The sequence below is a fragment of the Rudanella lutea DSM 19387 genome (assembly GCF_000383955.1).
Lineage (GTDB): Bacteria > Bacteroidota > Bacteroidia > Cytophagales > Spirosomataceae > Rudanella > Rudanella lutea.
The window spans coordinates 5,851,925-5,877,556 of the sequence record NZ_KB913013.1 but is presented as its reverse complement, the minus strand read 5'-3'; the positions used below and the strand labels follow the sequence as shown (position 1 = coordinate 5,877,556).

The window sequence follows — 25,632 nt, the reverse complement described above, 5'->3', positions numbered from 1 at the left end:
ACGGCTACTTAAAGCAGGGTTCAGAAAGTAGGTCCTGAAAGAAAGCGGCTTTCGCGTTTATGATACTAACTTTTTGACACTTAATGAACAAGATTTTTGGCTACGCCCGGGTTTCCACCCTGGATCAGAACGTAGACACGCAACTCGATGCGCTGGGGCGGGCGGGTTGCGATGAGATCGTCCAGGATAAAATTACAGGCGTGAGCACCAGCCGACCGGCTTTGGACGCTCTGCTGGCCCAGCTACGCCCCGGCGACACGGTGATGGTGGCGCGGTTCTTTCGACTGGGTCGGAGCCGGGATCATCTGATTAGTTTGCTGGGCGAGTTTGCCCGGCAGGGTATTCACTTCAAAGCCCTGGATCTGGGTGTGGACAGCAGTACGCCGGCGGGTAAACTGGTGCTGCAAATTTTCGCAGCACTGGCCGAGTATGATCGGGAAAGTATTCTGGAAAAGACGCGGGCCGGTCAGATGCTGGCTAAAGCCAAGGGTAAGCACATTGGCCGACCGAAAGGACTGGATGCCGAAAAGTTTGCCAAGGTTAAGAAAGCGTTGGAACGCGGGTTGTCAGTGGCCGAAACGGTCAGTCTGACGGGCATTAGTACGTCCAGCGTAAAGCGGTATCGAAAACGTATTGATAAAGGCTTGTCGTAGCCAACCCCTTTGGGTCTCTCGACCATGACAAGCCTTTCCAATCTCTTGCCCTGAGTGATGAGGGCCTACCCTGATAAGCCCTCAAAACGCCTGGCCGATGCCGAAGAACAGCAGCCGGTCCTCGCGCGAGAGACCGTAGTCGAGCGACAGGATGGTCGATTGGTTCCAGGCGATGCGCAGGCCCATGCCATAGCTGGTGCGCAACCGGTCGAAGCTCAGCTCCTGCCAGCGGTCACGCACCGTACCCACATCAAAGAACGGAGCCACGGCCAGGGCAAACCGCTGTTTGCCCCAGCTCGCTTCGGCCAGGCGGGCGCGTACCTCCCAGTTGGCAAACCACAGCGAGCGGGCCAGAAAGCGGTTGGCGCGGTAGCCCCGCAGCGACTGCCGACCACCCAGCGCGTTGATGCTGCCCTCCGGGCTCCACTGGTCCTGAAACTCGAAGAACGGCGCGTTGGCTCCGAAGATGTTGCCGATGCCCACGCGCCCGGCCAGCACCGTGCGCGGCCCCAGGGGAAGCTGCCGGAAGAAGCGTCCCTGCACGAACAGCTTGTTGAAGTTAAATTGCGAGCCGATGACGGGGTTGGAAAACTCGTTGGCCACCTCGAAATAGGCCCCCCGCGTAGGATCGGGGTCGAAGTCGCGCGTATCGTAGATCAGGGCCGTCTGGAGAATGGACACCCAGCCCCCATTCAAGCCCGTGATGCGTCCCTGCTCAAAATCGCGCCGGAGCAGCGATGTCCCGTTGGGCGCGGTGAGCGTCTGTCCCGTGGCCGGGTCAAGGGCCGGGGCGTTCAGCCCCTCGAAGGTGCGGTAGCTCAGGTGCTGGATTTCGTAGCCGCCCATCAGCCGCCATCGACCCTGGCGTCCCAGGGCGTAGTCGGCTTTGAGGTTGAGCATGAACTCGGTTTCGCGGAAGCGATTCGAGAGCGCGTCGGTCACCTCGTCGGCTTCGCCCGCCCTTCCTGGTCGCAGGGTCTGGCGCGCCTGATCGAAGGCGCGGTAGGTGGCAAACGTAGGGCCGCCTTCAGGGGTGGCGGGCAGCCGCAGCGGACCCAGCGTGGTCTCGGTCAGGCCGAAGTAGAGATTGGCCGGGTTCTGCTGCGCCTTGAAGTCCACCCGGAAGCGCCAGCGCGTACCTTTGTAGTAGGGCATGTCAAGCGAAAGGGCCAGTTCGCGAGCGTTGGAGGTGTAGTAAGCAACGTTCACCTTGAGCTTGGCCAGATAGGGCGTGTAGCCGAACAGGGGGTTCTGGCGGGTGCCGTTCCAGTAAAAATTACTGCGCAGTCCCACGCCGAAGCCCGTGACCGGGTCCGACGATGCATCGGGCAGGCCCGTCACGAAAAAGCCTTCCCGTTTCTTGGCCAGGTCGGCGTCGGACAGGCGTTTGGAGCGGATGAAGCGCAGACTATCCATATCCTGGGCTCCTACCAGCAGCGGGGTGGCCAGCAAAAACAAAACGCAACGAAGTGGTTTCATAACGACGTGAATTAGTATTGACTGGGTAAAACAACCCCCTGATTTGGCAGACATTTTGAAGGCGAACCGTTGGAAGACTGCCCGCTTCTCCACGCCAGCCAGCGTCCTTCAACTTATCTACAAAAAGCCCTCTCTACCTTAGCAGCATGAAACTATTGCTCATCGAAGACGAACCGGAGTTGGCCAGCAGCATCGCCGAGTATCTGACGGCCCAGGGCTATGGTTGCGAACGGGCCGCTACCTACCGGCAGGCCGTCGATAAAATCGAGGGTCATGCCTACGACTGCATCCTGCTGGATCTGATGCTGCCCGATGGCAGTGGCCTGCGGCTGCTGGAGGAACTGAAAGCACAGGGCAAGAGCGACGGCGTTATCATTATCTCGGCCAATGGGTCGCTCGATGATAAAATACGGGGGCTGCAAATCGGAGCCGATGACTACCTGACCAAACCCTTTCATTTGGCTGAACTGGCCGCTCGGGTACACTCGCTGATCCGACGGCGGCAGTTTGGAGCAGCCAACTTGGTTAGTCAGCACGAATTGGAACTGGACCTGCTGGCCAAAACCGTGCGGGTGCACGGCCAGCCGCTGGCACTAACCAAAACCGAGTATGATCTGCTGTTGTATTTAGTGGGCAATAAAAACCGGGTCATTTCCAAAAGCACCCTGGCCGAGCACCTGTCGGGCGACTGGGCCGACCTACTCGACAGCCACGATTTTGTGTACGCCCACATCAAGAACCTCAAGAAGAAGCTACAGGCCGCCGGTTGTCGGCCCTATCTGAAAACGCTTTACGGAACGGGCTACAAATGGGAAAGCTAACGCCCCTGCTACGCCGGACCCTGCGCCCCTTCGTGCTGTACGCGCTGCTGGTGCTGGGGGCGAGCATTCCCGTGTACTATTTCTTAGTGGATGGTATCTGGCTGCGCGAACTCGACGAACACAACCGGCTGCTGGCCGACCGTACCCAGCACGAGCTGAACGGCGAACCGGAGGCAGGCCGGTCCATCGACCCCCGCCACTATCCCAACCAACCCGGCACGACCCTGGAAGCCTACCGGGGGCCGGTGCTTCCCTCCGACAGCACCTACACGATCCGGCGGCAAAACCCCTACGTCAGCTACCCCGACGAGAACCGCTACCGGGGCTTGCGTCGGACCCTGCGAGTGGGGAACCAGCTCTACCGGCTCACGGTGGAGACCAACGTCGAAGAAACCGAAGAAACGGTGCTGGCCATCGCGCTGGTGACGGTGGCTTTTTTTGGCCTGCTGGTCGTGGGCCTGCTGCTGCTGACCCGGCGGCTATCGGTGCGGCTCTGGCAACCCTTTCGCCAGACGCTGGCCCAGCTTCAGGCGTTTAATTTAGACCGGCAAACGCCCATTGCCTTTTCCCCGTCGGATACGGCGGAGTTTGCGGAACTGAACCAGGCCCTGACGCAGCTCATCGAGCACAGCATCGCCGTGTATCGCTCGCAGCGGGAGTTTATTCAGAATGCGTCGCACGAGTTGCAGACACCCCTAGCCATCGCCACCAACAAACTGGACCTACTGTTACAGCAGGAGGGTCTCACCGAAGCGCATTACCAGCTTATTGAAGCGGCCTACCGGTCCCTGACCCGCATCAGCCGGCTGAACCGTCATTTGCTGTTGCTGTCGCGGCTGGAACACGGCGGTTACGCCGACGAAGAAGCCTTAGAGGTGGGGGGCGTGCTGGGGCAGAGCCTCGACCTGCTCACTGACCATGCCGACCAGCGGGCACTCCGCCTACGTACCGAGTTGACGCAGCCCGTTTGGGTAAGGGCCAACAAAGCCTTGCTGGAGGTGCTGCTGACTAACCTGCTGGTCAACGCGCTGCGGTATACGCCCCCCGGTGGGGAGGTGCTGGTGAGGCTACAAGCCGGTGAGCTACGGGTAGCGAATCCGGGGACGACGGCCCTGCAAGCCAGTGGCCTGTTTGAGCGGTTCGCCCGCGTGAGTGCCGAGCAGGTCGGTAGCGGGCTGGGACTGGCCATTGCCCGGCAGGTTTGCGAACGCTACGGCTGGTCGATTCACTACACCTTTGACGCGCGTCTCCACCACTTCTGGGTTAACTTCACCGGCACTCAACCCATCCGTGACGAACGCTGAGTGTACTCCAGCCAGCGGGCAGTCACTAAATCGGCTACTGGTCAAGTGACGGTTTTTGTACAAAACGGCAAAACTACCCTCCGTCGAAAACAAAAGCATTCTGATTATTACCATAAAAAACGTCTTTTTCAGTAAATCGCTGCTTGTCAAAGTCATCAGAGAAGGACTTGAAAAGCCAGATGATATATGTTTGATTTTGTTGGTAAAAGTGTTCACGATCTGCGATCACACTCAAGAAAGTTGTCGAAAGTTGAATCTCAAATACAACCGAATACGATTTGTAAACCGCGCTGACATCGGGTTTACGCCAAGTCATCATTCCCGAGGTATCTCGCTTAACGGATTCCATAGCCACCTTTGACACACCCTTCCCTGTAAGTCGGTTTTGTTCCAGCGAGGTTGCTACTAACTCTTTTGTACGGCGATGTAATTCGCTTTCTTTCTGTCCGTTGTATTTGACAGCCAGCACTTGGTGAGTTGTCAAGTGCTGGCTCGTTTTGATTGGACAATCCTCACTATCCCGTTGGTGGGCAAAGTGCATTCGCTTCAGCTTTGTTTCGTTTTCGGTTTTCCCTCGAATTTTAATAAGCTGATTGCAGTAATAGCACTTAAACTTAGGGTCGCACCGGTTACGGATGGCATCTTCTAATTGTCTGCGTACCTCGAAAATAACCACTTCATCTTGTTTGAAGAACGCACTGGCAAACACTTCTTCTCCTGTTTCGCAATCCAAGACTGAAGGTATAGTGAACTGAACATTTTTCATCTGTACGATAAATCACCAGGGTTCTTGTAGTAGATCAGGATAAATTTCCCGAATGAGTTGGCCTACTGATTTCAACCGAGAATTGATCTTTATCATATCCAGAGCATTAAGGCGATAAATAATGCTTGTCTTTGTCGTGAAATAAAATCTGGCCAGGTTAGCAATAATTGTATTGAAGGCGATTCGGTTATCCAACTGATCGTCCAGATAAATGGGCTTCCCAATTTGAAGCCCCTGCTTATATTGCTCTATACCCAGACGATATAAAATTGACTTACGTGGTAGCAATAGACTGGCTGCGAACTGATTCGCCTGCCATTCAAGCCACGTCCTTGGATTATTCAACTCATGGCGATTGATACTCAAATTATAAGCTGAGTCACTGAATGATTCGTATTCACGTTGGTTGAGGGCAATTCGGTTGTGTAAAAAGAAATGACCCAACTCGTGAGCAAGAAGAAAGGGAGCTCGATTGGTATTTTCCAAAGTCTTATCAACTTCAATGGTCTTAGTCAAAAACGAACAGTGACTAATAATTCTATGACCACGACAGTCGAATCCATCCATCGAATCGAACGAAATTGTTAGCTCATACACCTGCGAAAGAAATATCCCAAATTTTTCCCAATCAAGCCTTCGTTCTCCGTTGACTACATCGGGATTATAAGCCATTAGAATTGAAGATGTAAACTCATCAATTTCTTCAGCGGACAAAATTGGAACATCAATTTCCTGTCGCCTATACGAATTTGCAATTACTTGATAAACGAATATGCTTAATAATTCTTTGTCAATCTTTCGCTGGATTTTACGAAAGATCATTTGTTGAATAATAGGATCTTCGTTTTCAATTCCAGAGACGTTGTAAGAATACTCTTCTTCTATTTGCCGTTGGCGATTTGCTTTGTGTAAGATGATGTTGAGGGAAATTAAGTCGTTTACTATTATCAGCATCATACCAACGGATTTAGCGAAGGTAAAAGCCCCCTTCTGGAAGCCATTATTCGTAATAAAAATACCTTTCACATTAACGTGACCGACCTGACTGATTTTAGCATAAAACTCCTCGACATCGTCAACCGGGACTTTCTTGGCGTAATTTTTACATTCGATTAAATTAAGAATAGCATAGTTTTTTGACCCCTCAGGCCACACTTCTATAGCTATGTCAAAAATGATGTTTCTTTTTCGGAGCGATGAGTAATACCCTTTCTTTTTAAAGACCCGACAATTACTTGGTATTAACCCTAATTTGTAGTCATTGAGTGCCTTTTCGATTAAATGCGCGGATAAATTCTCAAATTCATCGCCCTTTTTTACCGTGTTTAAAGGCTTCTCATTCATGGATGGATGATTTCTGATACCGGTCTCAAATTTATAACCGCTTGCCACAATGTTTGACGATTTTTCCAAATAGGAATGATGACTTATTACGGCCCTGCGATTCTATCAGCTAAAAATAGTAAATTAGATACACACTTGTGAGCCTGAAAAAAGTAAACTGACTGTTCTATAATCTAGGCCAAGAAGTCTGATTGAAAACATCTACTCCATGTAGACACAATATTGTCTTTCAAGGAGTCTCAACAGTTCCGACAGCGGAAAGCAGCTTCTCAACCGCCGTATCCTCCAACCCCAAAATCGTCGCGCAATCGAGTACAATGCTGTCCATGTTGGTCTGTAAGTCGTGCTGTGTCGAGAACTTGGGCAGATTTTTGACCGGCTGCACCTCCGGTTCCAGAGCAATACGGCCCCAGAATCGGCCCTGCTTCGACTCGACGGTGAAGCCAATGAACTCACCTTTATCAAACTCGTGCAAGTCCTCCGGGTTGACGATAGGGCGTTCCTGCTTGCGGTAGGCAATGGTACGGCGGTTCCGCTGCGGCTGGTGCTTCGCGTCGAACAAACTACCGATGTCGAATGCCGGGCTATTATCACGGGTTTCCTCCGGGGTGATAACCTCATGCTTACCGATCAGTTGGCTTACGTACTTGGCCGTCTCTGCACTCGAAACGGCTCCGTAAAACTGATTACTCAACGTACCCAGAATCATCTGGCTTTCTTTCTCGCCGTAGTACTTACGTACCTGCGACAAGTCCTGGCACATATACACCGTCGCAATTTGCGAACTCCGACCCGTCGCCGGTATTTGCTCAAAATTGGGTATGTAGATCGTCGGGGCCTCGTCCAATAGCAGAATAGAATGGTGCTTGCCCTGCCGGTTCATCCGCTTTACGGCTACCGTTGTGTATAGCCCCAGCAGCGGCCGTAGAGCGTCGATCAGTTCGCGGTCACCACCCAGACAAAGGAAGATCGGATTTTCGGGGTTATTCAGGTCCATACTGAAACCTTCGTCGGTGGCCGACATCACCCAGAAGACCTCCGGCGTGGCCAGCTTGGCCAGTATGTTCTGTAACGTACCGATCACACCCGATAGCTGATCGGCAGACTTGTTGCCAATAGCTGTAATTACACTCATGACGTAACTCAAACATTCCGAGTCGCTGCCGATGAGGGTCATCAATTTGTCGTAGGGCATCTTCGTGATCAGCGTCACGACGTGAGGTAAGGTACACTGAGCCGGGTGGTGCTTGCGTAAGTACCAGATCAGGCCCGTCAGCACGGCCGTGCAGGAACGTGACCAGAAGTCCTGTTTCTCGATGATTTCTTCCTGAAGGTTCTTCAGCAAAGCCAGCGCGTATTCCTCGGCGTAGGTGATGCTTAACAAGTTTTCCGGCGCAATAGGATTAAGCCGGTGCGTCCGGTTCATATCCTGAAAGTTCAGCACACAGAAGCGCGAGGTCGCATCAGGGTTTTGTTTCCGGTAGTGATAGGCGTACTTGGTCAGTTCAGGAAATTTTACGTCGTACAGGATGCCGCAATAGTCCTGCTCGATGGCCTGCCGGATAAATGGTTTAGCTAAAGACTCCGACTTGCCCGATCCGGGGCCACCCGTGATGAAAACGCCCCGGAATGGATTCGGCACTTTGATGTATCCTCCTGTAGTAGTGCGGAACTCAAATCCTTTTTTTGCGACACCCGCTTTCTTGTCTTCTACGATAGGGCGTTTTGGCTGCGGCCGTAAGAGCCACTGGCCAACACCGATACCAAACAAGCTACTTAGTCCGGCTCCAACTGGCACCATGTAAGCGAATTGGTACGGAAAGCGATGCGCTACAGCCAATAAAAGCGCGCCCACCACGTACCCAGCCAGCACACCGAGTTGCACTTTTAACGGGGGGCGTTTATCTCGGCGCAGTTCCGCCGGGCGGCCGCTGCCGAAGCTTTTGGTATCGTCGGGCAAGGCAAAACTCAGCGGTACCAGCGCGGCAAACAACAGCCGAAACAGCCAGCCACCCCTTGAATAGAGGTTCAGCAATTTGACGTACCACCCGGCATCTTGCGGGGCTATGTGCAACAACAGGTAATATTCTCCTGCGGCCAACAGACCGGCCACAGTAGCCAGTAGCAGTACAGCGTTACGATTCTGATTCATGATATGTAGGCCTTGTTGCTATTGCAGCATTTTACAATTGCAGCATAACAACATTTTGATATTATGATACTACCTAACGTCGGCGTTTTATGCGTCGCCGGTAATCATCTTCCTGGTTACGGGCCTGATCGCCGGTTTCTGGTACACTTTCAAACCGAAGTGCTTTCAGCAACGGGCTTAAGTCAACCCGGCTCGGTTTGTCATTTCTGCTTGCCTTGCTCACAGCTTTATCGTGCGTTGTCCTGACTTCGGGTCGGGTAACATTCTTATCAACTTCCTCTGCCTTTTCTATAGCAGGTATGTTTCCTGCTGGTAGTACCGGGCGGGTGGATTCGTCAATTCGATTTGGTCGTCCTTGACCGGGTGCTTCGTAGGTACGTAGTTCCTGCTCCCCTCCTACCCTGCTCTTGTTTATCTTTTGCTTCGGTTCAACGGTCTCCTGTAATCGCTCGTAGGCTTGATTGGCTGTGAATACCTTCCCCTGTCTGACTTCCCGTTCTACCTGCCCCATGCCCTTCCAGAAATCGGCTGAGTAGGCATGGTGCTGACCTACGAGTTGTATCCGTTCCCGGTCGAGGGAAAGCCCTGCCCGGTCAATTCGGGCGATTTGCTTATCGAGCCGTTCCCAGTGCTGCTGTTCGCTGATTTTAGTTTTGTAATCATACGTCCGCTCAAAATCATGTTGGTTTTTGGCAAGCCAGGTCTTGTAATTGAAGCGGCTGCTTCCTGCGTCGGGGTGCAACGACCGGCTCATACTGCGGTCACGCGCCGACACGATAACATGCACGTGAGTTTGTTCGCCCTCCTTTCGCTGTCGGGGTTGTGCCTCTCCCGTCTGTACCGCATCGTCGAGGCCGGAATAGTGGCGGCTCCTGTGAATGGTTGCGTACCATACCAAGTTGTCACTCGTCAATGGCTTGTGTCGTTTTCCGCCAAAGTTGACGGCATAGTTTTCCATCACTTGCCGCGTGTACTCGATTAGTTTGTTCGGGTCATCGTTCAAATGTCGTAACTCATCTTGACTTGGCGCGATGACAAGCGAGTGAAAGTGTGGTTTGCCTTTCTGCAACCCAACGACGTTTTCGTCAATACGTTGCTGCACCTCTTCTCGGCCGATACCTTCCCGACCTTGGTCGAAGAAAATAGCCCGATCAGTTTGCCCGGTTTCACGAGCTTCATGTTCGAGGTACGTAACCAGAAAGCCCGACGAACCCACGTTGGAATAGATACCACCCTTACTGGCGGGTAGAATACGAACAATCATTTATATATGCTTACAAAATTTCCACATACTACTATTGCAAAATTTCAGTATTCCTATATTTTACAATAACAATATCTCAACCTTGCTCGTATTTCTCCATAAGCTCATCATAGCGAGCTTTGTAGCGTTGGCCTGCCCACTCCTGAATTTCAGCAAGCGCGTCAGGGTTGTCACGGTATTGGTGAAATAGCAAATTCAGGACGAGGTCGCTGGTCAGGTAAGAAAACAGACTCATCTCTTTGATAAATTGAAGATCAGCTGTTGACTCCGCTGATCCACTGGGGCCAAAAGTATCCTGCTGTTCTAAACGTGCATCAACCCGCTGAAGGTGCAGCTTCACAGGTTCCATGTACCACTTTTCGTGGCTTTGCAGGTAGGTGATAATCCGGTCGGTAGTCCGCACAACGGTTTCCTTCAACGGGTTCTTGTCTTCGTCGCGGGAGGGGTCGTAACCAAGCTCAATGTAATGGTCAATGGCTTTACTAAGGAACTCACCGAGGGTCACTTTAGATGGTTTTGATGCGCCTTTCTTTCGGGCAAGCCGTTGGTTGATTTTCTTCACTTGTTCACGAGCACGTTGGGCTACGTCCGCATCAATTTTCACTGTCTCACGCTCCATCTCAAAATCAAATACTTACACAATGAAGTGTACAGATTACAAATCAGAACGTCCTGATTTGCAACACATTGAAAATATGCTGTACACTTTCAAGTACATATTTACATCGCAATTATCTCTAATTCAGCGAGTTGTTATGTCCTATCTTGCTATCGACAAATCAGGGCACATTAAAACTTTTTCTACCGAATAAATAGACTAACAAAATTAAACTAAAAACGTAGATAGAAAAAGTGAGGAAACAGGATAGGTCTGATATGAGTCGGTCAGGGTATGCAGTAGGCTAACGACTCCATATAGAGTCCTACAGTTTCCAAATCTTCGACCTTCCATGAATCAGGATGGTCACGTCGGCGGGCCAATTCCCGATAATGTTGCAGCCCCAGAATACGCCGGTATTGGGCTAACGAAATAGGTGACTCGCGCAGACAGTTGAATATATTGTCCCGAACTTCAATAAATGTTTTATACTGAGCTATTTCTTCCGGGGTGCCATACCGCTCCAGTATCTTTTGCACATCGTTATAGGTAAATCGTAATTCACCCCGCCGTTTCGTATAATAGTTTGTCAGGCTGATTCCCAGAAAAGCGGCTACTTCCGGATGGTTCAAATCCTGCTGTAGGTACGTATCTACGCAGGTCAGCAAGTGTTTATACGAGTTGACAAAGTCGATCAATTTACGCTTGGCAGGTGGCGCATCCGTTGGCATTAGGGAGAAAGTAAAAGGTAACGGTGCTGCAAAGAAGAGCCAATATTGCGTAATAACCGTGTTAAACTTCGTTTATCAATAATTTTTAGAGATTAACGCTACATGATCTATTGTATAAGATGACATTTATAATTATAGTATATCAAAAGATTGATATTGTAATCTTGTAATATGCCATAATACTGGCCATTATCAACCTCTTAAATTATTCAAATCATTTAGGTTTGTGGAAAGGGGCGGCTATGCTCTGACATCCCAATAAGAGGATAACCCCTACTGCCCACCCAAAGGCAGGCAGTAGGGGAGAGGTACTAAGCGGGTTGGCTCTCCGCTTCGTAGGTTGGGGTTAGATTCTGAATGTAATTTGCTGCCTTTTGCGCCTTTTGAGCAGCCTCGAAGAAGAACCGTTTATCTCCACGTAGCTTATTCAGCCAACCGTTAATGTAGGCCGTACTATTATCAAGTGTTACGGAACTAATACCGGTTACACCGCATAAATAAGCGGCTCCTAATTCGGCGGTTAGTTCCTCCTTGCTGTACGTCTGCGAGCCAAAAGGAGCCATTTCGCGAAGTTCGGCACGGTTCAATCGGCTACTATGCCCGGTAGCATGTACGAGTTCATGAAACAGGACGCTGTAATAATCTTCGGCCTTCTTGAAGTTCTGAGCCGGTGCCATATTGACTACGTCCAATGCCGGCCTGTAGTAGCAACGTGAAGGGTCATTGTAAACAAGCCGGGGTCGGTTGGGCATCTGATCGACGATGCGCTGACATGCTTCAATAACGACCGGCTCCGGTTGGGTCTTCGGCTCTCTGATTTCGACCGGTAAGGTAGTGTCTTCGATATTGAACACCCGGTAATAGCGTAGCACTAATTTATCCTCCCGAACGTCTGAGCGGTCCTTACTCTTATCATTCTTCACCGACCGGCGGCCCGGCTTAATGGGCTTCCAAAATACGATAGGTAAACTGGCTGCTCCCTGCTTCACCATACCGCCCTTCTCCTTAACCTGATTGAATGTTAAAAACATAGGGGTTCTGTAAGGCGTAAGAGCGAGCAAAAAGGCGTTAACTCCTGTATAAGGCCGCTTGGTTGCATAGTTGTGGGGTACGCTGTATTCCATGCCTTCTACAATGGCTACTTTCCACGGCTTGCGCCAGGGCAAGACGCCCTTTTCGAGTTGTGTAATAATCTGCTCGTTGATAAACTCGTACACATCAAATTTAGCATCGGCTTTTGCACACATAGTATAGCTGTTTTTCAATTGAATACCCTACTAAATTAGTTAATATTTAGATATTTTACAATATCACAATACTGAAATTGCATTATAAGCTATCTTTTTCTTCCCTTCAATTCAATAAAAAACAAACTTCCGCGCGGGGCCTTTTCAGCCTGGCGCGACCGCTTTCTTGTCGCGGCCCCGAAGGGGTGGCGACCTAACCAGCAATAAAAAACCACTGCTGGAATAAGTAAGCGGTCGTGAATTCTGGCGTAGTTTTACCTTTAAAAAATAGTACATCTGTAGCCTTTGTCTGCACTCATCAATGTCCATTACACCACACTTAGCCCGTTATTTAGCGTTCGACCTTACCAAGCATAATTCATCTGATGAGATCGACAAACTGGCGGCAACCCTAGCCGATGCCCGGGTCGATCTGAATCCACATCAGGTTGAAGCCGCACTTTTTGCCTTTCGGTCCCCGCTGTCAAAAGGGGCGATTCTGGCCGACGAGGTAGGACTGGGTAAAACCATCGAAGCGGGTTTGGTGATTGCTCAGAAATGGGCCGAACGCAAACGCCGGGTCATCATTGTTGTGCCGGCGAATCTGCGTAAGCAATGGAGTCAGGAGCTGATGGACAAGTTTTACCTGCCTTCCATTATCCTGGAAACAAAGTCATTTAATGAAGCAGTCAAGGCCAGACGCTTTAACCCCTTCGATCAGGATACCATCGTTATTTGCTCTTACCAGTTTGCCCGTAGTAAGTCCGCTTATCTGGAAAGCATCCGGTGGGATTTGGCCGTCATCGATGAGGCCCACCGATTGCGGAATGTCTATAAGTCGGGAAACAAAATTGGCAAGGCAATAAAAGAAGCACTGAACGACGTTCCGAAGGTACTGCTCACGGCTACGCCACTGCAAAACTCGCTGATGGAATTGTTTGGGTTGGTGAGCATCATCGACGACTACACCTTCGGCGATGTGAAAAGTTTTCGGGAACAGTACGGAAAGGTTCGTGACGACACCGACCCGGCCGTGTTTGACGAACTGAAAGAACGACTGCAACCCATTTGCAAACGTACCCTGCGTCGGCAGGTGCTGGAATACATCAACTACACCGAGCGCCGGGCCTTAGTTGAAGAGTTTTACCCAACCGAGGCCGAACAAAAACTGTACGACGCCGTAACGGATTACCTGCAACGGCCAACGCTATACGCCCTGCCACCGAGTCAGCGGCAACTGATGACCTTGATCCTGCGCAAGCTGCTGGCGTCTTCGAGCTTTGCCATTTCGGGTACGCTCGGCGGCCTGGCCAATCGGCTGGAGCAGCGCCTGAAAGCCGATGCCGAACTGCCTGAATCGGCGGTGGCCGAAGACTATGAAGCCTACCACGAAACCAAAGATGAGTGGGACGACGAAGAACCAGACCCGCAGGAACCCCTGACGCCAGCGCAACGCGAAGAAGTACAGGCCGAACTGACCGCGCTACGAGCGTTTGAAACCTTGGCGAAGTCCATCGAAGCTAACTCGAAAGGGGAGAAGCTGATACTCGCGCTCGAAAAAGGGTTTGAGGAAGCCACCCGACGGGAGACCAACGGCATGACAGCACCGCGTAAAGCCATCATCTTCACCGAGAGCACCCGCACGCAGCTTTACCTGAAAACCCTGCTCGAAAGCCGGGGCTACGCCGGCACGCCCGACGCACCCGCCGTCATCCTGTTTAACGGCTCCAATGCCGATGCCCAGTCACAGCGGATTTACCGAAACTGGCTGAAGCGACACGAAGGAACGGACCGGTTTACTGGCTCAAAAACGGCCGACATGCGGGCCGCGCTCGTGGACTGCTTCAGAGAACAAGCTACAGTCATGATTGCGACCGAAGCCGCGGCCGAGGGCATTAACCTACAGTTCTGTTCATTAGTCGTCAATTACGATATGCCCTGGAACCCACAGCGTATTGAGCAACGAATTGGCCGCTGCCACCGCTACGGACAGAAGCATGATGTGGTCGTCGTTAACTTCCTTAACAAAGCCAACGCGGCCGACGTAAGGATCTACGAACTGCTGGATCAGAAGTTCAAGCTGTTCAATGGGGTGTTTGGCGCATCAGACGAGGTGCTGGGCAGTATTGAGAGCGGCATCGATTTTGAGAAACGGATTGCGCAGATCTACCAGGAGTGCCGAACGCCCGAACAGATTCAGACATCGTTCGATGCCCTTCAGCGGGAACTGGACGATCAGATCAGAACCGAACTGCAACAGACCAAACACAAACTGCTGGAAAACTTTGATCAGGAAGTGACCGAGAAGCTACGCATGAGCCTGCTCGACAGTAAAGCCCGGCTGAATCGCTACGAGAAGAACCTGTATGAGCTGACCCGTTACGTACTGCGCGATTATGCCGACTTTGACCCCGATACCTGTTCGTTTACCTTACGGCGTCGGCCTGTTGGCCATACCGACGAACGGCTGGGCGGCACCCCGTTGGGCGGCACCCCGCTGGGCCGCTACCAGCTTGGTAAAAACGTGACCGACGCGCACGTGTACCGAACAGGCCATCCGCTAACGCAATGGGTCTTGCAGCAGGGCCGACAAACCCATGCGCCTACGCAGCACCTGACCTTCAACTATTCGCAAACGTCTGTCAAGATTAGTGCGCTTGAACCGCTACTGGGACAATCGGGCTGGCTGGCGGCTACCGTGCTTACATTCGACTCGTTCGAGACGCAGGAAAACATCTTGCTGACGGCCTTTGCCGAAGAGGCTCAGGTGCTCGATGCCGACCTGTGCGCCCGGCTGCTGACCTTGCCAGCCACGGCCCTACCCACCGTGGTGCCCAACGAAGCGGCTGAAACACTGGCCGATCTGGAAACGAGCAGCCAACGGGAGTGGGTCGAGCGGTGCGAAGCCAAAAACGCGGGCTGGCTGCTACAGGAAACGCAGAAACTGAACAAATGGGCTGACGACCGCATCCGCTCCGCCGAGCAGGATATCCGCGACGTGAAAGCCCGGATTGGGGACCTGAACCGCCTGAGCCGCAAAACCACCAACCCAGCCGAGCAACTGGCCATCCAGAAAGAACTAAACCAACTGACAGGCACCCAGAAGAAATTGCGGCAGCAGATTTTTAGCGTTGAAGACGAGATTGAGCAGCAGCGCGACGCCCTGATTAGCCAGATCGAATACCGGATGAAAAATCAGCTTACCAGCACCCGACTCTTTACGGTCCGCTGGACGCTTTGTTAATCTTTTTTTAGCACTTTTGCCGATTTGTTACGCATCGCCGGCCCGGCGAAACGTCGGCCCGACGCTTCGGCAGTTGTGACTGTCAGCTATCATTTGAATAATGACGACCAATTACGATAAACTAATTACTGTTCTGAAGGAAGTATTCATGCTCGATAAGGCTGAACTCGACTTTGGCATCTATCGGATCATGAACCAGAAACGCGCCGATATTACGCAGTTTCTTCAACAGGACTTAGTACCCCAGGTAAAAACGATTCTGGCCCAAAACGGCTCCGGCGACCGCAAGGCCCTCGAAAAAGGGCTTGACGATGCCGTAAAGCAGGCTCAGGCCCTTGGCATAGAGCCGGACGCGGTGCCGAAAGTGAAGGAACTACGGGCGCAACTGGCCGATATTCCCGACCTGACGGCGCTGGAAAACGACGTGTTTTCGGGACTGGCCCAATTCTTCAAACGGTACTTCGACAACGGCGATTTCATTTCCATGCGCCGGTACAAGCGCGATGTGTACGCCATTCCCTACGAGGGCGAGGAAGTGAAGCTGCATTGGGCCAACGCCGATCAGTACTACATCAAAACCGCCGAGTACCTGAAACACTACCGGTTCCGGCTCGACGACACCCACCACGTATCGTTCGACCTGCTGGAGGCCAGTACCGAGCAGAACAACAACAAGGCTCAGGGCGACAAAGAACGCCGGTTTGCCCTCTGCCACGACCGGCCACTCGAAGTAATCGGCGATACGCTGCACATCTATTTTACCTACGAACCGACCGACAAGAAACGCAAACAGGACGAGCTGCTGACCGAAGCCACCGACCAACTGAAGCCCCTGATCCCGGCCGATTTTCTGGCCCTATTGGCCCTTAGCCCTACCGAAAAGAACAAGAACCGGACCCTGCTGGAAAAGCACCTGCGCGACTACACGGCCCGCAATACCTTCGACTACTTCATCCACAAAGACCTCGGCGGGTTTCTGCGCCGGGAACTGGACTTTTACATCAAAAACGAGGTGTTGTTTCTGGACGACCTCGACACCGTGGACGACCGGCAGGTGTTAGCGCAGTTAGCCAAGGTGCGGGCCTTGCGGCAGATTGGCGAGAAGGTAATTCAGTTTCTGGCCCAGTTAGAAGACTTTCAGAAGCGGCTGTGGCTGAAAAAGAAGCTGGTAGTAGACAGTCAATACTGCATCACGCTCGACCGAGTACCTGAATCGTTCTATGACGAAATAGCGCAGAACGAAGCGCAGGCCGACGAGTGGGTACGTTTGTTTGCCATTGATGAACTACCTCCAGATGTTGTGGTTGGTGTGGGTTACAGTCGTCCTCTAACTATAGACTTTCTAAAACAGCATCAATACCTTGTACTTGATACGGGCTTCTTTACGGAGGAGTTCAAGTCAAAACTCATTGTAGAAATAACCGATTTTGAAAAACATATAGATGGGTTGATTATAAATTCTGAAAACTTTCAAGCATTACGTTTCCTACAGGAGCGCTATTACGAACAGATAAGATGCGTATATGTTGACCCACCATATAATGCTGCAGCGAGCGAAATAATGTACAAAAACGAGTTTAAACATTCGTCGTGGTTGTCAATGATTGTCGACAGAGTGGAACAGTCTAAGCACTTGATGAGTGAGCAAGCAATTTTTTGTATAACAATTGATGATTACGAGTATCATCGGCTTCAGTACATGTTGGGAGAAGTGTTTGGGGAAGAAAATTACTTGGCAACTGCTCTCATTAGAAATAATCCTTCGGGGCGCTCCACTGTAAAGGGGTTTGCTGTGAATCATGAGTATGCAGCTTTTTTCGCAAAATCAGGGGAGTGATTTTTAAACTGTGTCAGGCGGGCTTTAGTCGAAGCGATGCGGTTTGATGCGTTCTTCAAAGATACTTGTCAGGTCGTTGATGACCTCCTTCCAGTTGTAGGTTTTTGTTTCCCACTTTGTTTCCAGATTCTGAATCACCAGATACACCAGCTTTTGCAAAGCTACGTCAGAAGCAAAAGCTCCCTTCGTCTTGGTCACCTTGCGGAGCTGGCGATGGTAAGCTTCCACCGTGTTGGTGGTATAGACCACCTTGCGAAGGCTGGCGGGGTAATCGTAAAACGAGGATAGCAACGACCAGTTGCTCACCCAGCCTGCCAGTGCTTGCGGGTACCTACTGCCCCACTGCTCTTGCATCCATTGTAGATTCTCCCAGCCCTGCTCGGCAGTAGGAGCCTGATAAACGGTTTTGATGGCCTTGACAAACTCTTTCAGATGCTTATCAGGAATAAAGCGGAACGAATTACGTAACTGATGCACAATGCATAACTGGACCGTTGTGCGGGGGAAAACCGTGTTGATAGCCGTATCAAAGCCTTTGAGCCCATCCACACAACTAATCAGAATGTCTTCTACCCCTCGTTGTTTTAAGTCCGTCAGCACTGTTAGCCAGAAGCGGGCCGATTCGCTCTCGGCTGTATAAATGCCCAGTACCTGTTTACGACCTGATAGCGTCAGCCCGATCACGCTGTACAACACACGCGTGACCACTTTACCCTCCTGACGAACCTTGTAATAGATGCCATCCATCGGACCGCCGAAGCGGCCACATCAATACATACAAACTCGCCAGGGGCCGGTTTTGCCAGTCCCGCATGGCGGGCAAAACCTTATCGGTAATGCTGGTTAGCTCACTATCAGAGAGTGAGTAACCATACATCTCCTGGAGATGCTGACTGATGTCGGCGTAGCTACAGCCGCGCCCATAGAGCGAAAGAATTTTAGCTTCCAACTGATCAGTGAGTACCACTTGGCGCTTGGGGACGAGTTGCGGTTGATAGCTGCCCGCTCGATCACGGGGCGTGGTCAGCTCCAGTAGCCCTGCGCTACTCTTAACTGTCTTGGTGGTTTTGCCGTTGCGTCGGTTGGCTTGGGGGCGTGACTCGGCTAAGTGGTTCTCCATTTCCCCGTCCAAAGCTGATTCTAAAAAGTGCTTGAGTAAGGGAGCGAACAGGCCGTCCTGGCCGGTAAGGGGCTTGCCATCATAAAGGCCCTTGATGGCCGCTTTTTTGAAGGCTTCGTAGTCGAAGGAGTCAGTCATGAGTAGGAAATTAGGAAATTGTTTTCTTCCCTTCTATTCAAACCCAATCTTGACACAGTTTAAAAAGCAGTCTCCATCACTTTGCACCGTTGGCTTTGCCAAGTCCCCACCAGCAATACGCCCAGGGCTATTAACCAGACGTTGGAAAAGATCAATTTTTTAAAATCATTAAACGTCCATGAATGGGACTTATCGGTAATAAGCCTAAACCGCAGAAAAAGGCTGGCCCAAATAGCCAGGAATGTTTCTAACAAGTATCTACAGCGGATGAACGCTACAAGGCGGTACCCGATTTTAATTTGCTTCCTGTATGAGAGCCTGATAGATACCAATGACAAGGTGTTGGAAATGTTTGATGATTATTGGGAGCACATTGTCAACGGATCAAAAAAGCAACTCGACACATATCAGCAGACCTTGTTCAAATCACAGAACGAGGCGATGAAAACCCTGTCCCAGACTGTTAGTATTATCATCAATGACACCATTACAGACGATCAGCTCCGTACCTGTATTTTTGAAATATATCCAAAGGAAATGCTCAGGGAGGCATTACTGGTAACCGGGGCTGCTCTTCGCCCAGCCAGGCAAACTTACTTATACTATCTGAACAACTACTATACAACCTTAAAACAATTCACCCCTAACCTTCTTAAAACCATTGACTTTCAAATTGCCCATTCCAAAGATGGCTTTCTGGGTGTGCTTGATATTTTGACCGGGTTGCAAACGGGCAAAAGAAGAAAACTGCCTGATGACGCGCCGATTGATTTTATAACGCCTTCCTGGAACAAACTGATTTTTGAAAACGATCAGCAACAGCCGGAAGCCCTTCCACAACGCCAACCTTACGAATTATGTGCCCTGGCCAACTTGCGGGACCGGCTCCGTGCGGGCGATGTATTTATCAATATCTCCCGAAAATATGCCGACTTTAACTCGTTGCTTCTTTCAAATGTGCAGTGGGAACTGCTACGACAGGATTTTTGCAATCAAATGTCAATGCCAACTCTTCCCACCGAGCGTATCGACCAGCGCTTGCAAGAGCTGGAATCACTGTTGAAACCGCTGGATGAGCTCTTGAATGCGGGTGGAGAGATCCGGCTTGAAGAAGGCATCCTGGTAGTGCCTGCATTGCCGGCAGAAGATGTACCCTTTTCAGCAAAAGCACTCCGGGAACAAATCAATCAACGGCTCCCGAAAGTCAACATCACAGATATAATTAAAGAAGTGGATGCATGGATAAATTTTTCCGAACATCTTCATGGATTGGAAAATGAACCGCGTAACCAGGAACACCAGTCTATTTTATATGCGGCTGTTTTTGCATCCGGATGTAATATTCCTCTGTCGGATTTGGCTAGGTCTTGTGAGATTGATTATCAAACGCTTTGGTGGACAAGCAATAACTATCTCTCAGAAGAGAATCTTAAAAAAGCCAACGATGCACTTGTTAACTTTCATTATCAACAATGGTTGAGCGGCTATTGGGGCGGGGGCACACTTTCATCCTCGGACGGGCAGCGGTTCCCGACCAGCGGGAAAATCCGGAATGCGAAGGCGCTCCCCAATTATTTTGGTTACGGTAAGGGAATTACCTTTTATACACATACCTCGGATCAATATAGCCAGTATGGCAGCCGGAGCATTTCGTCCACCGAAAGGGACGCCACTTACGTACTTGATGAAATTATAGGCAATGAAACCGATTTGACAATACTCGAACATACAACCGATACGTCAGGATATTCGGACCTAATCTTTGCGCTGTTTGATCTGCTGGGTATGGATTTTTGTCCAAGGATCCGGGACATAAAAGATCAGCGGCTGTGTAAAATCAAGGATCGGGAATGGGAATACCCTGCTTTGAAATTCACCGGTCGTGTTAATCCTGATTATCTCAAACAACATTTTGACGAACTTCTCAAAGTCGCAGCTTCCATTAAATCAGGGCGTGTAACCGCTTCATTGCTAATCTCTAAGCTTCAATCGTACCCGCGCCAAAATAACCTGATGTATGTTTTGCAGGCTTATGGCCAGCTGGTAAAAACCATTTTTATCCTTAAATACCTGCTTAGCATGCCTTTACGTAGAAAGATCAACACACAGCTGATCAAAGGAGAGCAGCTGCACAACCTAAGACTTTATCTTTGGTTTGGCGGCGATGGGATTGTACGCAGAAAACAAGAAGAACAACAGCAAAAAGTGGTCAGGAGCTTGAACCTGATCACCAATATTGTCCTGGTATGGAACACGGTTTATATACAAGAAATTATCAAAGAATTACACCAGGAAGGATATCCGATAGATGAAAATGACTTTGAATTTATCTCTCCTGCTCCATTTGCCCATATCAACCGGTTGGGAAAATACTCCTTCAACACAAACCCGGATCTTGGAGTCAATGGCTTACGGCCTTTGAGAAAGCCAAAACTAAATACATAGTTTACTAACGCCGTTTTCCGGCTATTTGTAAGAAGAACCTCATATACCTGTCTTGCGCTTAGACAGCCCCAGGCCAGATAAGGCGACAGGCGGCTCCCACCCCGCCGACTCTCCAGCGGTTTGGAAATGGAGTTTTCGTACTGAGCAATCCGTTGGGCAAAGAAACTGGTCATATAACGGTGGGCGTTACGTTCTCCGCCAGGCTGAAACTGGGGGTCGGTCTGCTGCCAGTCATCAGGCAGGGCAGGCCCCCGCTCGACTTCGTACCAATTGGCGAGTAGCCGAACCGGTTGCCAGCGAGTAAGGTCAGGCTGTTGCTGGCACTGCTGCATGGTTCGGTCCCAATTTGCCTGAACGCCTACACCGGTTTTTAGCCCCCGCCGGACCGCATTGCTCTCATACTCCCGCCAGTCTAACCTATGCTGCTGGCAGAAACGAGCTACTATCTTATCGCGGTCATAGGTGATCCGCAGGCCGGTTTCCTGGTGAGAATACAGGGTATGAATGGTAAACTGACGATGTAAGGCGGTCAGCACGTCGATCACCTCTCGCTGAAACAGATAAACGGGAGCAGTATAGGTTATGGGCAGGTCCATCAATTGCCCGTTTAGATCTGTCAGCGATTCATAGACAAACCGCCAGTGCCGCATGGCGTAATTTGGGTCTGCCATGACCGACGGCTCGAAACAGTATAACAGCAATAGCGGTCGGCCCGATTGCTGACCGGCTTCGATGGCAGCTTTCAGCGGCTCGTGGTCACGTAAACGTAGGTCACGCTTGAACCAGAGGACATTGATACCGGAGGGCTTATTCATGACTGATACGGGCTGCTGAGAACAGAAAGCAGGTTGAGCGGAAGAACGGCAATGCACCTCAGGCCGCCTGTGTCAGTCCTTTCAAAACATGTTCTTGGTAGTATTCGCACAGATGGGTTAGTGGGCATTCCTCGCAGTGGGGCTTGCGGGCTACGCATACTTTCATGCCGTGTTGAATCAGCCATTCGTGGGCGTGGCGTTTGAACTCAGCGGGCGTAATCTGGTTGAGTTGATCGGCTGTGGCGTTGGCAGTGGTGGCCTTTACCATGCCCAGCCGATTGACAACCCGAAATACGTGCGTATCGACGGCGATGGCTGGCTGCTCAAACACAAAATTCAGCATGATGTCAGCGCACTTACGACCAATGCCGCTCAAGGTCAGCAACTCCTCCTTCGTTTGAGGAATCTGTCCGTGGTACTGGTCGATGATTTGAGCAGCCATCGTTTTCAGATTTTTCGCTTTCCGGTTGTAGTGAGCCACCGACTGGATGCGGTGAACCAGTTCCTGCTCATCCATATCGCGTAGCTGCTCGAACGTATGTACCGTCTCATAAAGTGCTAAAGCCGCTTTAATAGTCCGTTTCGAGGTCGTCATAGTCGATAATGCCACCGATACTAAACTCCGGAAAGGTGTGTCTGAGAGTCCATTAGTCATCCACTCATCGTCGGTTTGATCGAAGGTTGTGTAAGTATGGCTCAGAATTTGGTAAGCTTCTGTAAGTTGATCGGATTTCATATAACTATTGATTTTTATCTAAATATATAACACACTGACACTTTTATTTGTTTTGTCAGTGTGTTATATATTTTGTTTTGTCTATCATGAACCGTCGAACCGGCAGTATCTTCGACTAATCATTGCATATAATGGCTAAACCTGATGTGAAAGAACCCAACCTGCGCACGGTCATTTTGGAGCAGGCGACCAAACTGTTCAAGCTGTTTGGATATAACAAACTGGTGATGGACGATATCGCCCGGGCGGTGGGCAAGAGTCGCAGCACACTATACTTGTATTTCAAGGACAAAGAGGAAATCTTTTCCACCATCGCCGAGGGAGAAATCAAGCTATACCTGCACGAACTGATCAGCGATTTGCCCAATCACCCGACAGCCGCCGACCAGCTACGGGCATATTTTCGTATAAAGTTTGATTTCCGTCACGCTAAGGCTACCGAATTTTTGACCATGACGCGGGAGGGCTATCCTGAACTGCTGGCCAAGATGCGCCTGCACACTGACCCACCAGAAATTGCCCACTTAACTGGCATTATCCGCTTCGGCGTAGCCAACGGCGAATTCGAGCCTTTGACTGATATGCAGATTGAGCTGATGGCCAATATGATGGTCAGTGCGCTGCATGGAATTGCAAACGACCTAACAGCACAGCCCGAAACCTCCGATGTAGTTTCAGTGCATTCGTTACTACAACTACTATTTGTCAGCGGTCTGGAAAAAAGGACTTAGCGTAACTACATTCAACATTAAATTATCGATCAACAATTGATTGTAACCTCCTATCCTTTTCGCTCTTTGAAGACAATCCCGAACTCTGCTACCTCGCAATCGACCAATAGCTGAATGTCTTCTTTCACCCGGCGGTAGTTGTCCTGAAGCAACTGGGTCTTGAACACCTGACGCATGGCCGGCGTCGTGTCGGCTGGTTCAACGCCGTACACGTCCCGTATGATGCTGTCAAGGTCCAGCATGGGCGGTAGCTGATGAGCTTTTTTCATTTGCTGCTCTTCCACACCTATGAATGCTTTAAACGTTTTCAGGTCGAACTCTTCGCCGAAGTTGTCGACGAACTGCCCCACAAACTCGCCCTGCTTTAGGCGCGAAATCTTGGCCGCCGGGATCATCTCTGTGAGTTGCTGCGATACGTTGATGGTCGTATCGTTTTTCGAGTACGTAATCGACTCTTTGGTTTGATTGGTTTTGCCAAACCGGCGCGAAAGTTTCTCGGCCGTTTCGTACACGACCGTACCAGCAAACACATTTGCCCCCAGGTTCATGATGACTTTGGCTTCTTTCTCTCCATAATCGCGGGTCAACTGCTCAAAATCCTGGATGCCCAGCCAGGTGGCCACCTTGTTGGAGCGGGCCGTGGCGATGAGCAAGTCCAACCCTTTCAGAAACATCGTGGGTAGTTCGTCCCAAAACAGGGCCGATTTCAGTCGCCCTTTCCGGTTGACCAGCTTCATGAGCCGGGCGGTGTAAAGCGAAAACGCTGTGCCGTATATGGCAGTACGTTCGGGGTTATTGCCCGTACACAAAATCTTGGGGTCGTTGGGGTTGTTAATGTCGAGCGTGAAGTCGGAGCCGGTCATTACCCAATACAGCGTCGGCGATGAAAGGCGGGCCATCGGAATCCGCACTGACGAAATCTGTCCTTCCAACTGCTCCATCGCGCCCCCGTCGCGGGCATCGATGAACGGTCTGACGTAAATCTCGACTTCGGGGTAACGCTCCATGAGCGCGAACGTCTCGTCGTACCGCCGGTTAATGAACTCCAGCGTGTGGGGGAAGGTGCAGCATTTAGATAGCCGGGCGTAGGTGGCCAGCCTTTGCGGGTTTTGCTGGTTGGCGGGTTTGGCTTCCTCCACGGCACAAAGACCCCGATACTTCAGGCTGACAGTCCGCAGATACCAGAGCACCGACGTCAGGAAGTTGATGGCCGATTCTGGGAAAAATTCACCCTGCTTCTGCGCCCACGTCCGGTTCAGGTTGAGCATGACCGTCTGAGCCGCTTCGTAGGCATCCATCACGTCGGTCATGCCGTCGGCGTCGATGGGGTTACAGCGGTGCGAATACTCGATGTCATCGAAGTTCAGTACGTAGAACTTTGGAATGAGCGGATCGTTCCGGTGTTTGCGGTCAGCTAATTGGTCGGCAGGTGTCCAGGCGTAGGTGTTTTCAGCAATAGTCTTGCGGTAGGCGTTGTAAGCTTCCAGCGTCAGGTCTGGAAACTTGAAGTCATACACGTAGGTCACGTACCCCTTGTACATACTCTGCCAAAGTGCCTGAATCAAGATTGCAAATGTCTTCCCCGACCCCTGAAGGCCCAGCACAATCACCGAGCGGAACGGATTGACGATGTTGACCAATCCCCGTCGCCATGCTCCTTTGTAGGCATATAGGGTCTGGAAGTGAATGGAAAATTCATTCTGCACCAGCGTTTCATTCTGCGGAAACTCCTCGTTGGTGTCGTTGAAGATGTCGTTCGGACTGCGGGTAAACAGAATCCGCGAGAGATACTGCCCGCCTTTTATCAACTGCATGGTGCCGGCCAGCGTCAGGCCGATGTACAGCACGTCCACAGCCAGTGGAGCGACAAGGGCTTTGGCGTAAAGCAACGGCACAGAACCCAGGAACAGCAACAACCCGACCGAAGCATAGCGCAATACCTGGTGCCGACCAATCGAGGGGTCGATTTTCCCTTTCGAGCCGATGGCGTACAGAAACAGTAGTAGCAGCACCAGTGCTTTAGTAATCAGCGGATTTTTGAACAATTCCAACCGTTCGTTTAATATAGATAGACCGCTATAAAAATATTCCTGTAGCCAGCTATTTGAATAGACAACTTCATAGCAATACCATAAGCAGTGCAAAATCAGTAGTCCGATAGCTGCAATGATGAAGAGTTCGACGGTTTGGGTGTGTCCCTCCCGTTCCTTGTTGGTCATTTCGGGCAT

Annotated in this window: 17 protein-coding genes and 2 pseudogenes; 7 read left to right on the top strand and 12 right to left on the bottom strand. The window is 50.9% G+C overall.

Annotated features, from left to right (window positions below; genetic code table 11):
• Positions 1–83: 83 nt before the first annotated feature.
• Positions 84–653 (top strand): recombinase family protein, encoded by a 570-nt coding sequence (locus RUDLU_RS0124165; protein WP_019991027.1) that lies wholly within the window; start codon positions 84–86, stop codon positions 651–653.
• An 81-nt stretch (positions 654–734) separates the two neighbouring features.
• On the opposite strand, the gene omp85 is transcribed toward RUDLU_RS0124165, so the two are convergent.
• Positions 735–2,186: an Omp85 family outer membrane protein gene (gene omp85, locus RUDLU_RS0124160; protein ID WP_211220226.1), complete on the bottom strand. Its 1,452-nt coding sequence runs from the start codon at positions 2,184–2,186 to the stop codon at positions 735–737.
• Positions 2,187–2,278: 92 nt separating this feature from the next.
• Between omp85 and RUDLU_RS0124155 the strand changes: the two genes are divergently transcribed.
• Positions 2,279–2,953, top strand: coding sequence for a response regulator transcription factor (locus RUDLU_RS0124155; RefSeq protein ID WP_019991025.1), 675 nt, complete (start codon positions 2,279–2,281; stop codon positions 2,951–2,953).
• Positions 2,941–4,257 carry a sensor histidine kinase gene (locus RUDLU_RS0124150; RefSeq protein ID WP_019991024.1) on the top strand — a complete coding sequence of 439 codons (1,317 nt, stop codon included), beginning with the start codon at positions 2,941–2,943 and terminating at the stop codon, positions 4,255–4,257. The genes RUDLU_RS0124155 and RUDLU_RS0124150 overlap by 13 nt, the downstream gene beginning before the upstream one ends.
• Positions 4,258–4,330: 73 nt before the next feature.
• Here the strand turns inward: RUDLU_RS0124150 and RUDLU_RS28115 are convergent, their stop codons facing one another.
• The 7 genes from RUDLU_RS28115 to RUDLU_RS0124115 all read right to left on the bottom strand — a co-directional run bounded on the left by RUDLU_RS28115 (position 4,331) and on the right by RUDLU_RS0124115 (position 12,359).
• Positions 4,331–5,023, bottom strand: coding sequence for a DUF6035 family protein (locus RUDLU_RS28115; protein ID WP_019991023.1), 693 nt, complete (start codon positions 5,021–5,023; stop codon positions 4,331–4,333).
• Between the two features lie 12 nt (positions 5,024–5,035).
• Complete coding sequence (locus tag RUDLU_RS28960; RefSeq protein WP_019991022.1) at positions 5,036–6,367, bottom strand: ImmA/IrrE family metallo-endopeptidase; 1,332 nt, start codon at positions 6,365–6,367, stop codon at positions 5,036–5,038.
• Between the two features lie 229 nt (positions 6,368–6,596).
• Positions 6,597–8,519, bottom strand: a complete 1,923-nt coding sequence (locus tag RUDLU_RS0124135) for a type IV secretory system conjugative DNA transfer family protein (protein WP_019991021.1) — start codon at positions 8,517–8,519, stop codon at positions 6,597–6,599.
• A 73-nt stretch (positions 8,520–8,592) separates the two neighbouring features.
• Complete coding sequence (locus RUDLU_RS0124130; protein WP_019991020.1) at positions 8,593–9,783, bottom strand: DUF5712 family protein; 1,191 nt, start codon at positions 9,781–9,783, stop codon at positions 8,593–8,595.
• 76 nt (positions 9,784–9,859) lie between these two features.
• Entirely contained in the window at positions 9,860–10,387 is a 528-nt protein-coding gene (locus RUDLU_RS0124125) for a hypothetical protein (protein ID WP_245581715.1), read from the bottom strand.
• A 281-nt stretch (positions 10,388–10,668) separates the two neighbouring features.
• A complete protein-coding gene (locus tag RUDLU_RS0124120) occupies positions 10,669–11,112 on the bottom strand; it encodes a hypothetical protein (protein ID WP_027303347.1) in 444 nt (147 codons plus the stop codon).
• Between the two features lie 311 nt (positions 11,113–11,423).
• Positions 11,424–12,359 (bottom strand): ArdC family protein, encoded by a 936-nt coding sequence (locus RUDLU_RS0124115; RefSeq protein ID WP_019991017.1) that lies wholly within the window; start codon positions 12,357–12,359, stop codon positions 11,424–11,426.
• 301 nt (positions 12,360–12,660) lie between these two features.
• Between RUDLU_RS0124115 and RUDLU_RS0124110 the strand changes: the two genes are divergently transcribed.
• The gene (locus RUDLU_RS0124110) at positions 12,661–15,582 is read left to right on the top strand and encodes an SNF2-related protein (protein ID WP_019991016.1); all 2,922 of its coding nucleotides are present in this window, start codon (positions 12,661–12,663) and stop codon (positions 15,580–15,582) included.
• A 100-nt stretch (positions 15,583–15,682) separates the two neighbouring features.
• Entirely contained in the window at positions 15,683–17,419 is a 1,737-nt protein-coding gene (locus tag RUDLU_RS28105; protein WP_019991015.1) for a DNA methyltransferase, read from the top strand.
• A gap of 24 nt (positions 17,420–17,443) precedes the next feature.
• Here RUDLU_RS28105 and RUDLU_RS30640 read toward each other — a convergent pair.
• Positions 17,444–18,677: pseudogene (locus RUDLU_RS30640) on the bottom strand (IS256 family transposase).
• An 81-nt stretch (positions 18,678–18,758) separates the two neighbouring features.
• Between RUDLU_RS30640 and RUDLU_RS28095 the strand changes: the two are divergent.
• Positions 18,759–21,047, top strand: a pseudogene (locus tag RUDLU_RS28095) (Tn3 family transposase); the annotation flags it as partial.
• Here RUDLU_RS28095 and RUDLU_RS29405 read toward each other — a convergent pair.
• Complete coding sequence (locus RUDLU_RS29405; RefSeq protein WP_245581714.1) at positions 20,936–21,937, bottom strand: deoxyribodipyrimidine photo-lyase; 1,002 nt, start codon at positions 21,935–21,937, stop codon at positions 20,936–20,938. The pseudogene RUDLU_RS28095 and the gene RUDLU_RS29405 sit on opposite strands and share 112 nt — an antisense overlap.
• A gap of 58 nt (positions 21,938–21,995) precedes the next feature.
• Positions 21,996–22,673, bottom strand: a complete 678-nt coding sequence (locus RUDLU_RS0124085; protein WP_019991011.1) for an endonuclease III domain-containing protein — start codon at positions 22,671–22,673, stop codon at positions 21,996–21,998.
• A 131-nt stretch (positions 22,674–22,804) separates the two neighbouring features.
• Here RUDLU_RS0124085 and RUDLU_RS28955 point away from each other — a divergent pair, with 131 nt between their 5' ends.
• On the top strand, positions 22,805–23,404 hold the full coding sequence (locus RUDLU_RS28955) for a TetR/AcrR family transcriptional regulator (RefSeq protein ID WP_019991010.1): 600 nt from the start codon (positions 22,805–22,807) through the stop codon (positions 23,402–23,404).
• Positions 23,405–23,454: 50 nt separating this feature from the next.
• On the opposite strand, the gene RUDLU_RS0124075 is transcribed toward RUDLU_RS28955, so the two are convergent.
• Positions 23,455–25,623 (bottom strand): YWFCY domain-containing protein, encoded by a 2,169-nt coding sequence (locus RUDLU_RS0124075; protein ID WP_245581713.1) that lies wholly within the window; start codon positions 25,621–25,623, stop codon positions 23,455–23,457.
• Between the last annotated feature and the right edge of the window lie 9 nt (positions 25,624–25,632).

Excerpts from the sequence above, each read along its gene's own strand:
- RUDLU_RS0124150 (WP_019991024.1), top strand. The coding sequence starts at position 2,941 with ATGGGAAAGCTAACGCCCCTGCTACGCCGGACCCTGCGCCCCTTCGTG.
- RUDLU_RS0124085 (WP_019991011.1), bottom strand. The coding sequence starts at position 22,673 with ATGAAATCCGATCAACTTACAGAAGCTTACCAAATTCTGAGCCATACT.
- RUDLU_RS0124120 (WP_027303347.1), bottom strand. The coding sequence starts at position 11,112 with ATGCCAACGGATGCGCCACCTGCCAAGCGTAAATTGATCGACTTTGTC.
- RUDLU_RS0124115 (WP_019991017.1), bottom strand. The coding sequence starts at position 12,359 with ATGTGTGCAAAAGCCGATGCTAAATTTGATGTGTACGAGTTTATCAAC.
- RUDLU_RS28955 (WP_019991010.1), top strand. The coding sequence starts at position 22,805 with ATGGCTAAACCTGATGTGAAAGAACCCAACCTGCGCACGGTCATTTTG.
- RUDLU_RS0124155 (WP_019991025.1), top strand. The coding sequence starts at position 2,279 with ATGAAACTATTGCTCATCGAAGACGAACCGGAGTTGGCCAGCAGCATC.
- RUDLU_RS0124130 (WP_019991020.1), bottom strand. The coding sequence starts at position 9,783 with ATGATTGTTCGTATTCTACCCGCCAGTAAGGGTGGTATCTATTCCAAC.
- RUDLU_RS0124135 (WP_019991021.1), bottom strand. The coding sequence starts at position 8,519 with ATGAATCAGAATCGTAACGCTGTACTGCTACTGGCTACTGTGGCCGGT.
- RUDLU_RS28105 (WP_019991015.1), top strand. The coding sequence starts at position 15,683 with ATGACGACCAATTACGATAAACTAATTACTGTTCTGAAGGAAGTATTC.
- RUDLU_RS29405 (WP_245581714.1), bottom strand. The coding sequence starts at position 21,937 with ATGAATAAGCCCTCCGGTATCAATGTCCTCTGGTTCAAGCGTGACCTA.
- RUDLU_RS0124075 (WP_245581713.1), bottom strand. The coding sequence starts at position 25,623 with ATGACCAACAAGGAACGGGAGGGACACACCCAAACCGTCGAACTCTTC.
- omp85 (WP_211220226.1), bottom strand. The coding sequence starts at position 2,186 with ATGTCTGCCAAATCAGGGGGTTGTTTTACCCAGTCAATACTAATTCAC.
- RUDLU_RS28115 (WP_019991023.1), bottom strand. The coding sequence starts at position 5,023 with ATGAAAAATGTTCAGTTCACTATACCTTCAGTCTTGGATTGCGAAACA.
- RUDLU_RS0124110 (WP_019991016.1), top strand. The coding sequence starts at position 12,661 with ATGTCCATTACACCACACTTAGCCCGTTATTTAGCGTTCGACCTTACC.
- RUDLU_RS28960 (WP_019991022.1), bottom strand. The coding sequence starts at position 6,367 with ATGAATGAGAAGCCTTTAAACACGGTAAAAAAGGGCGATGAATTTGAG.
- RUDLU_RS0124165 (WP_019991027.1), top strand. The coding sequence starts at position 84 with ATGAACAAGATTTTTGGCTACGCCCGGGTTTCCACCCTGGATCAGAAC.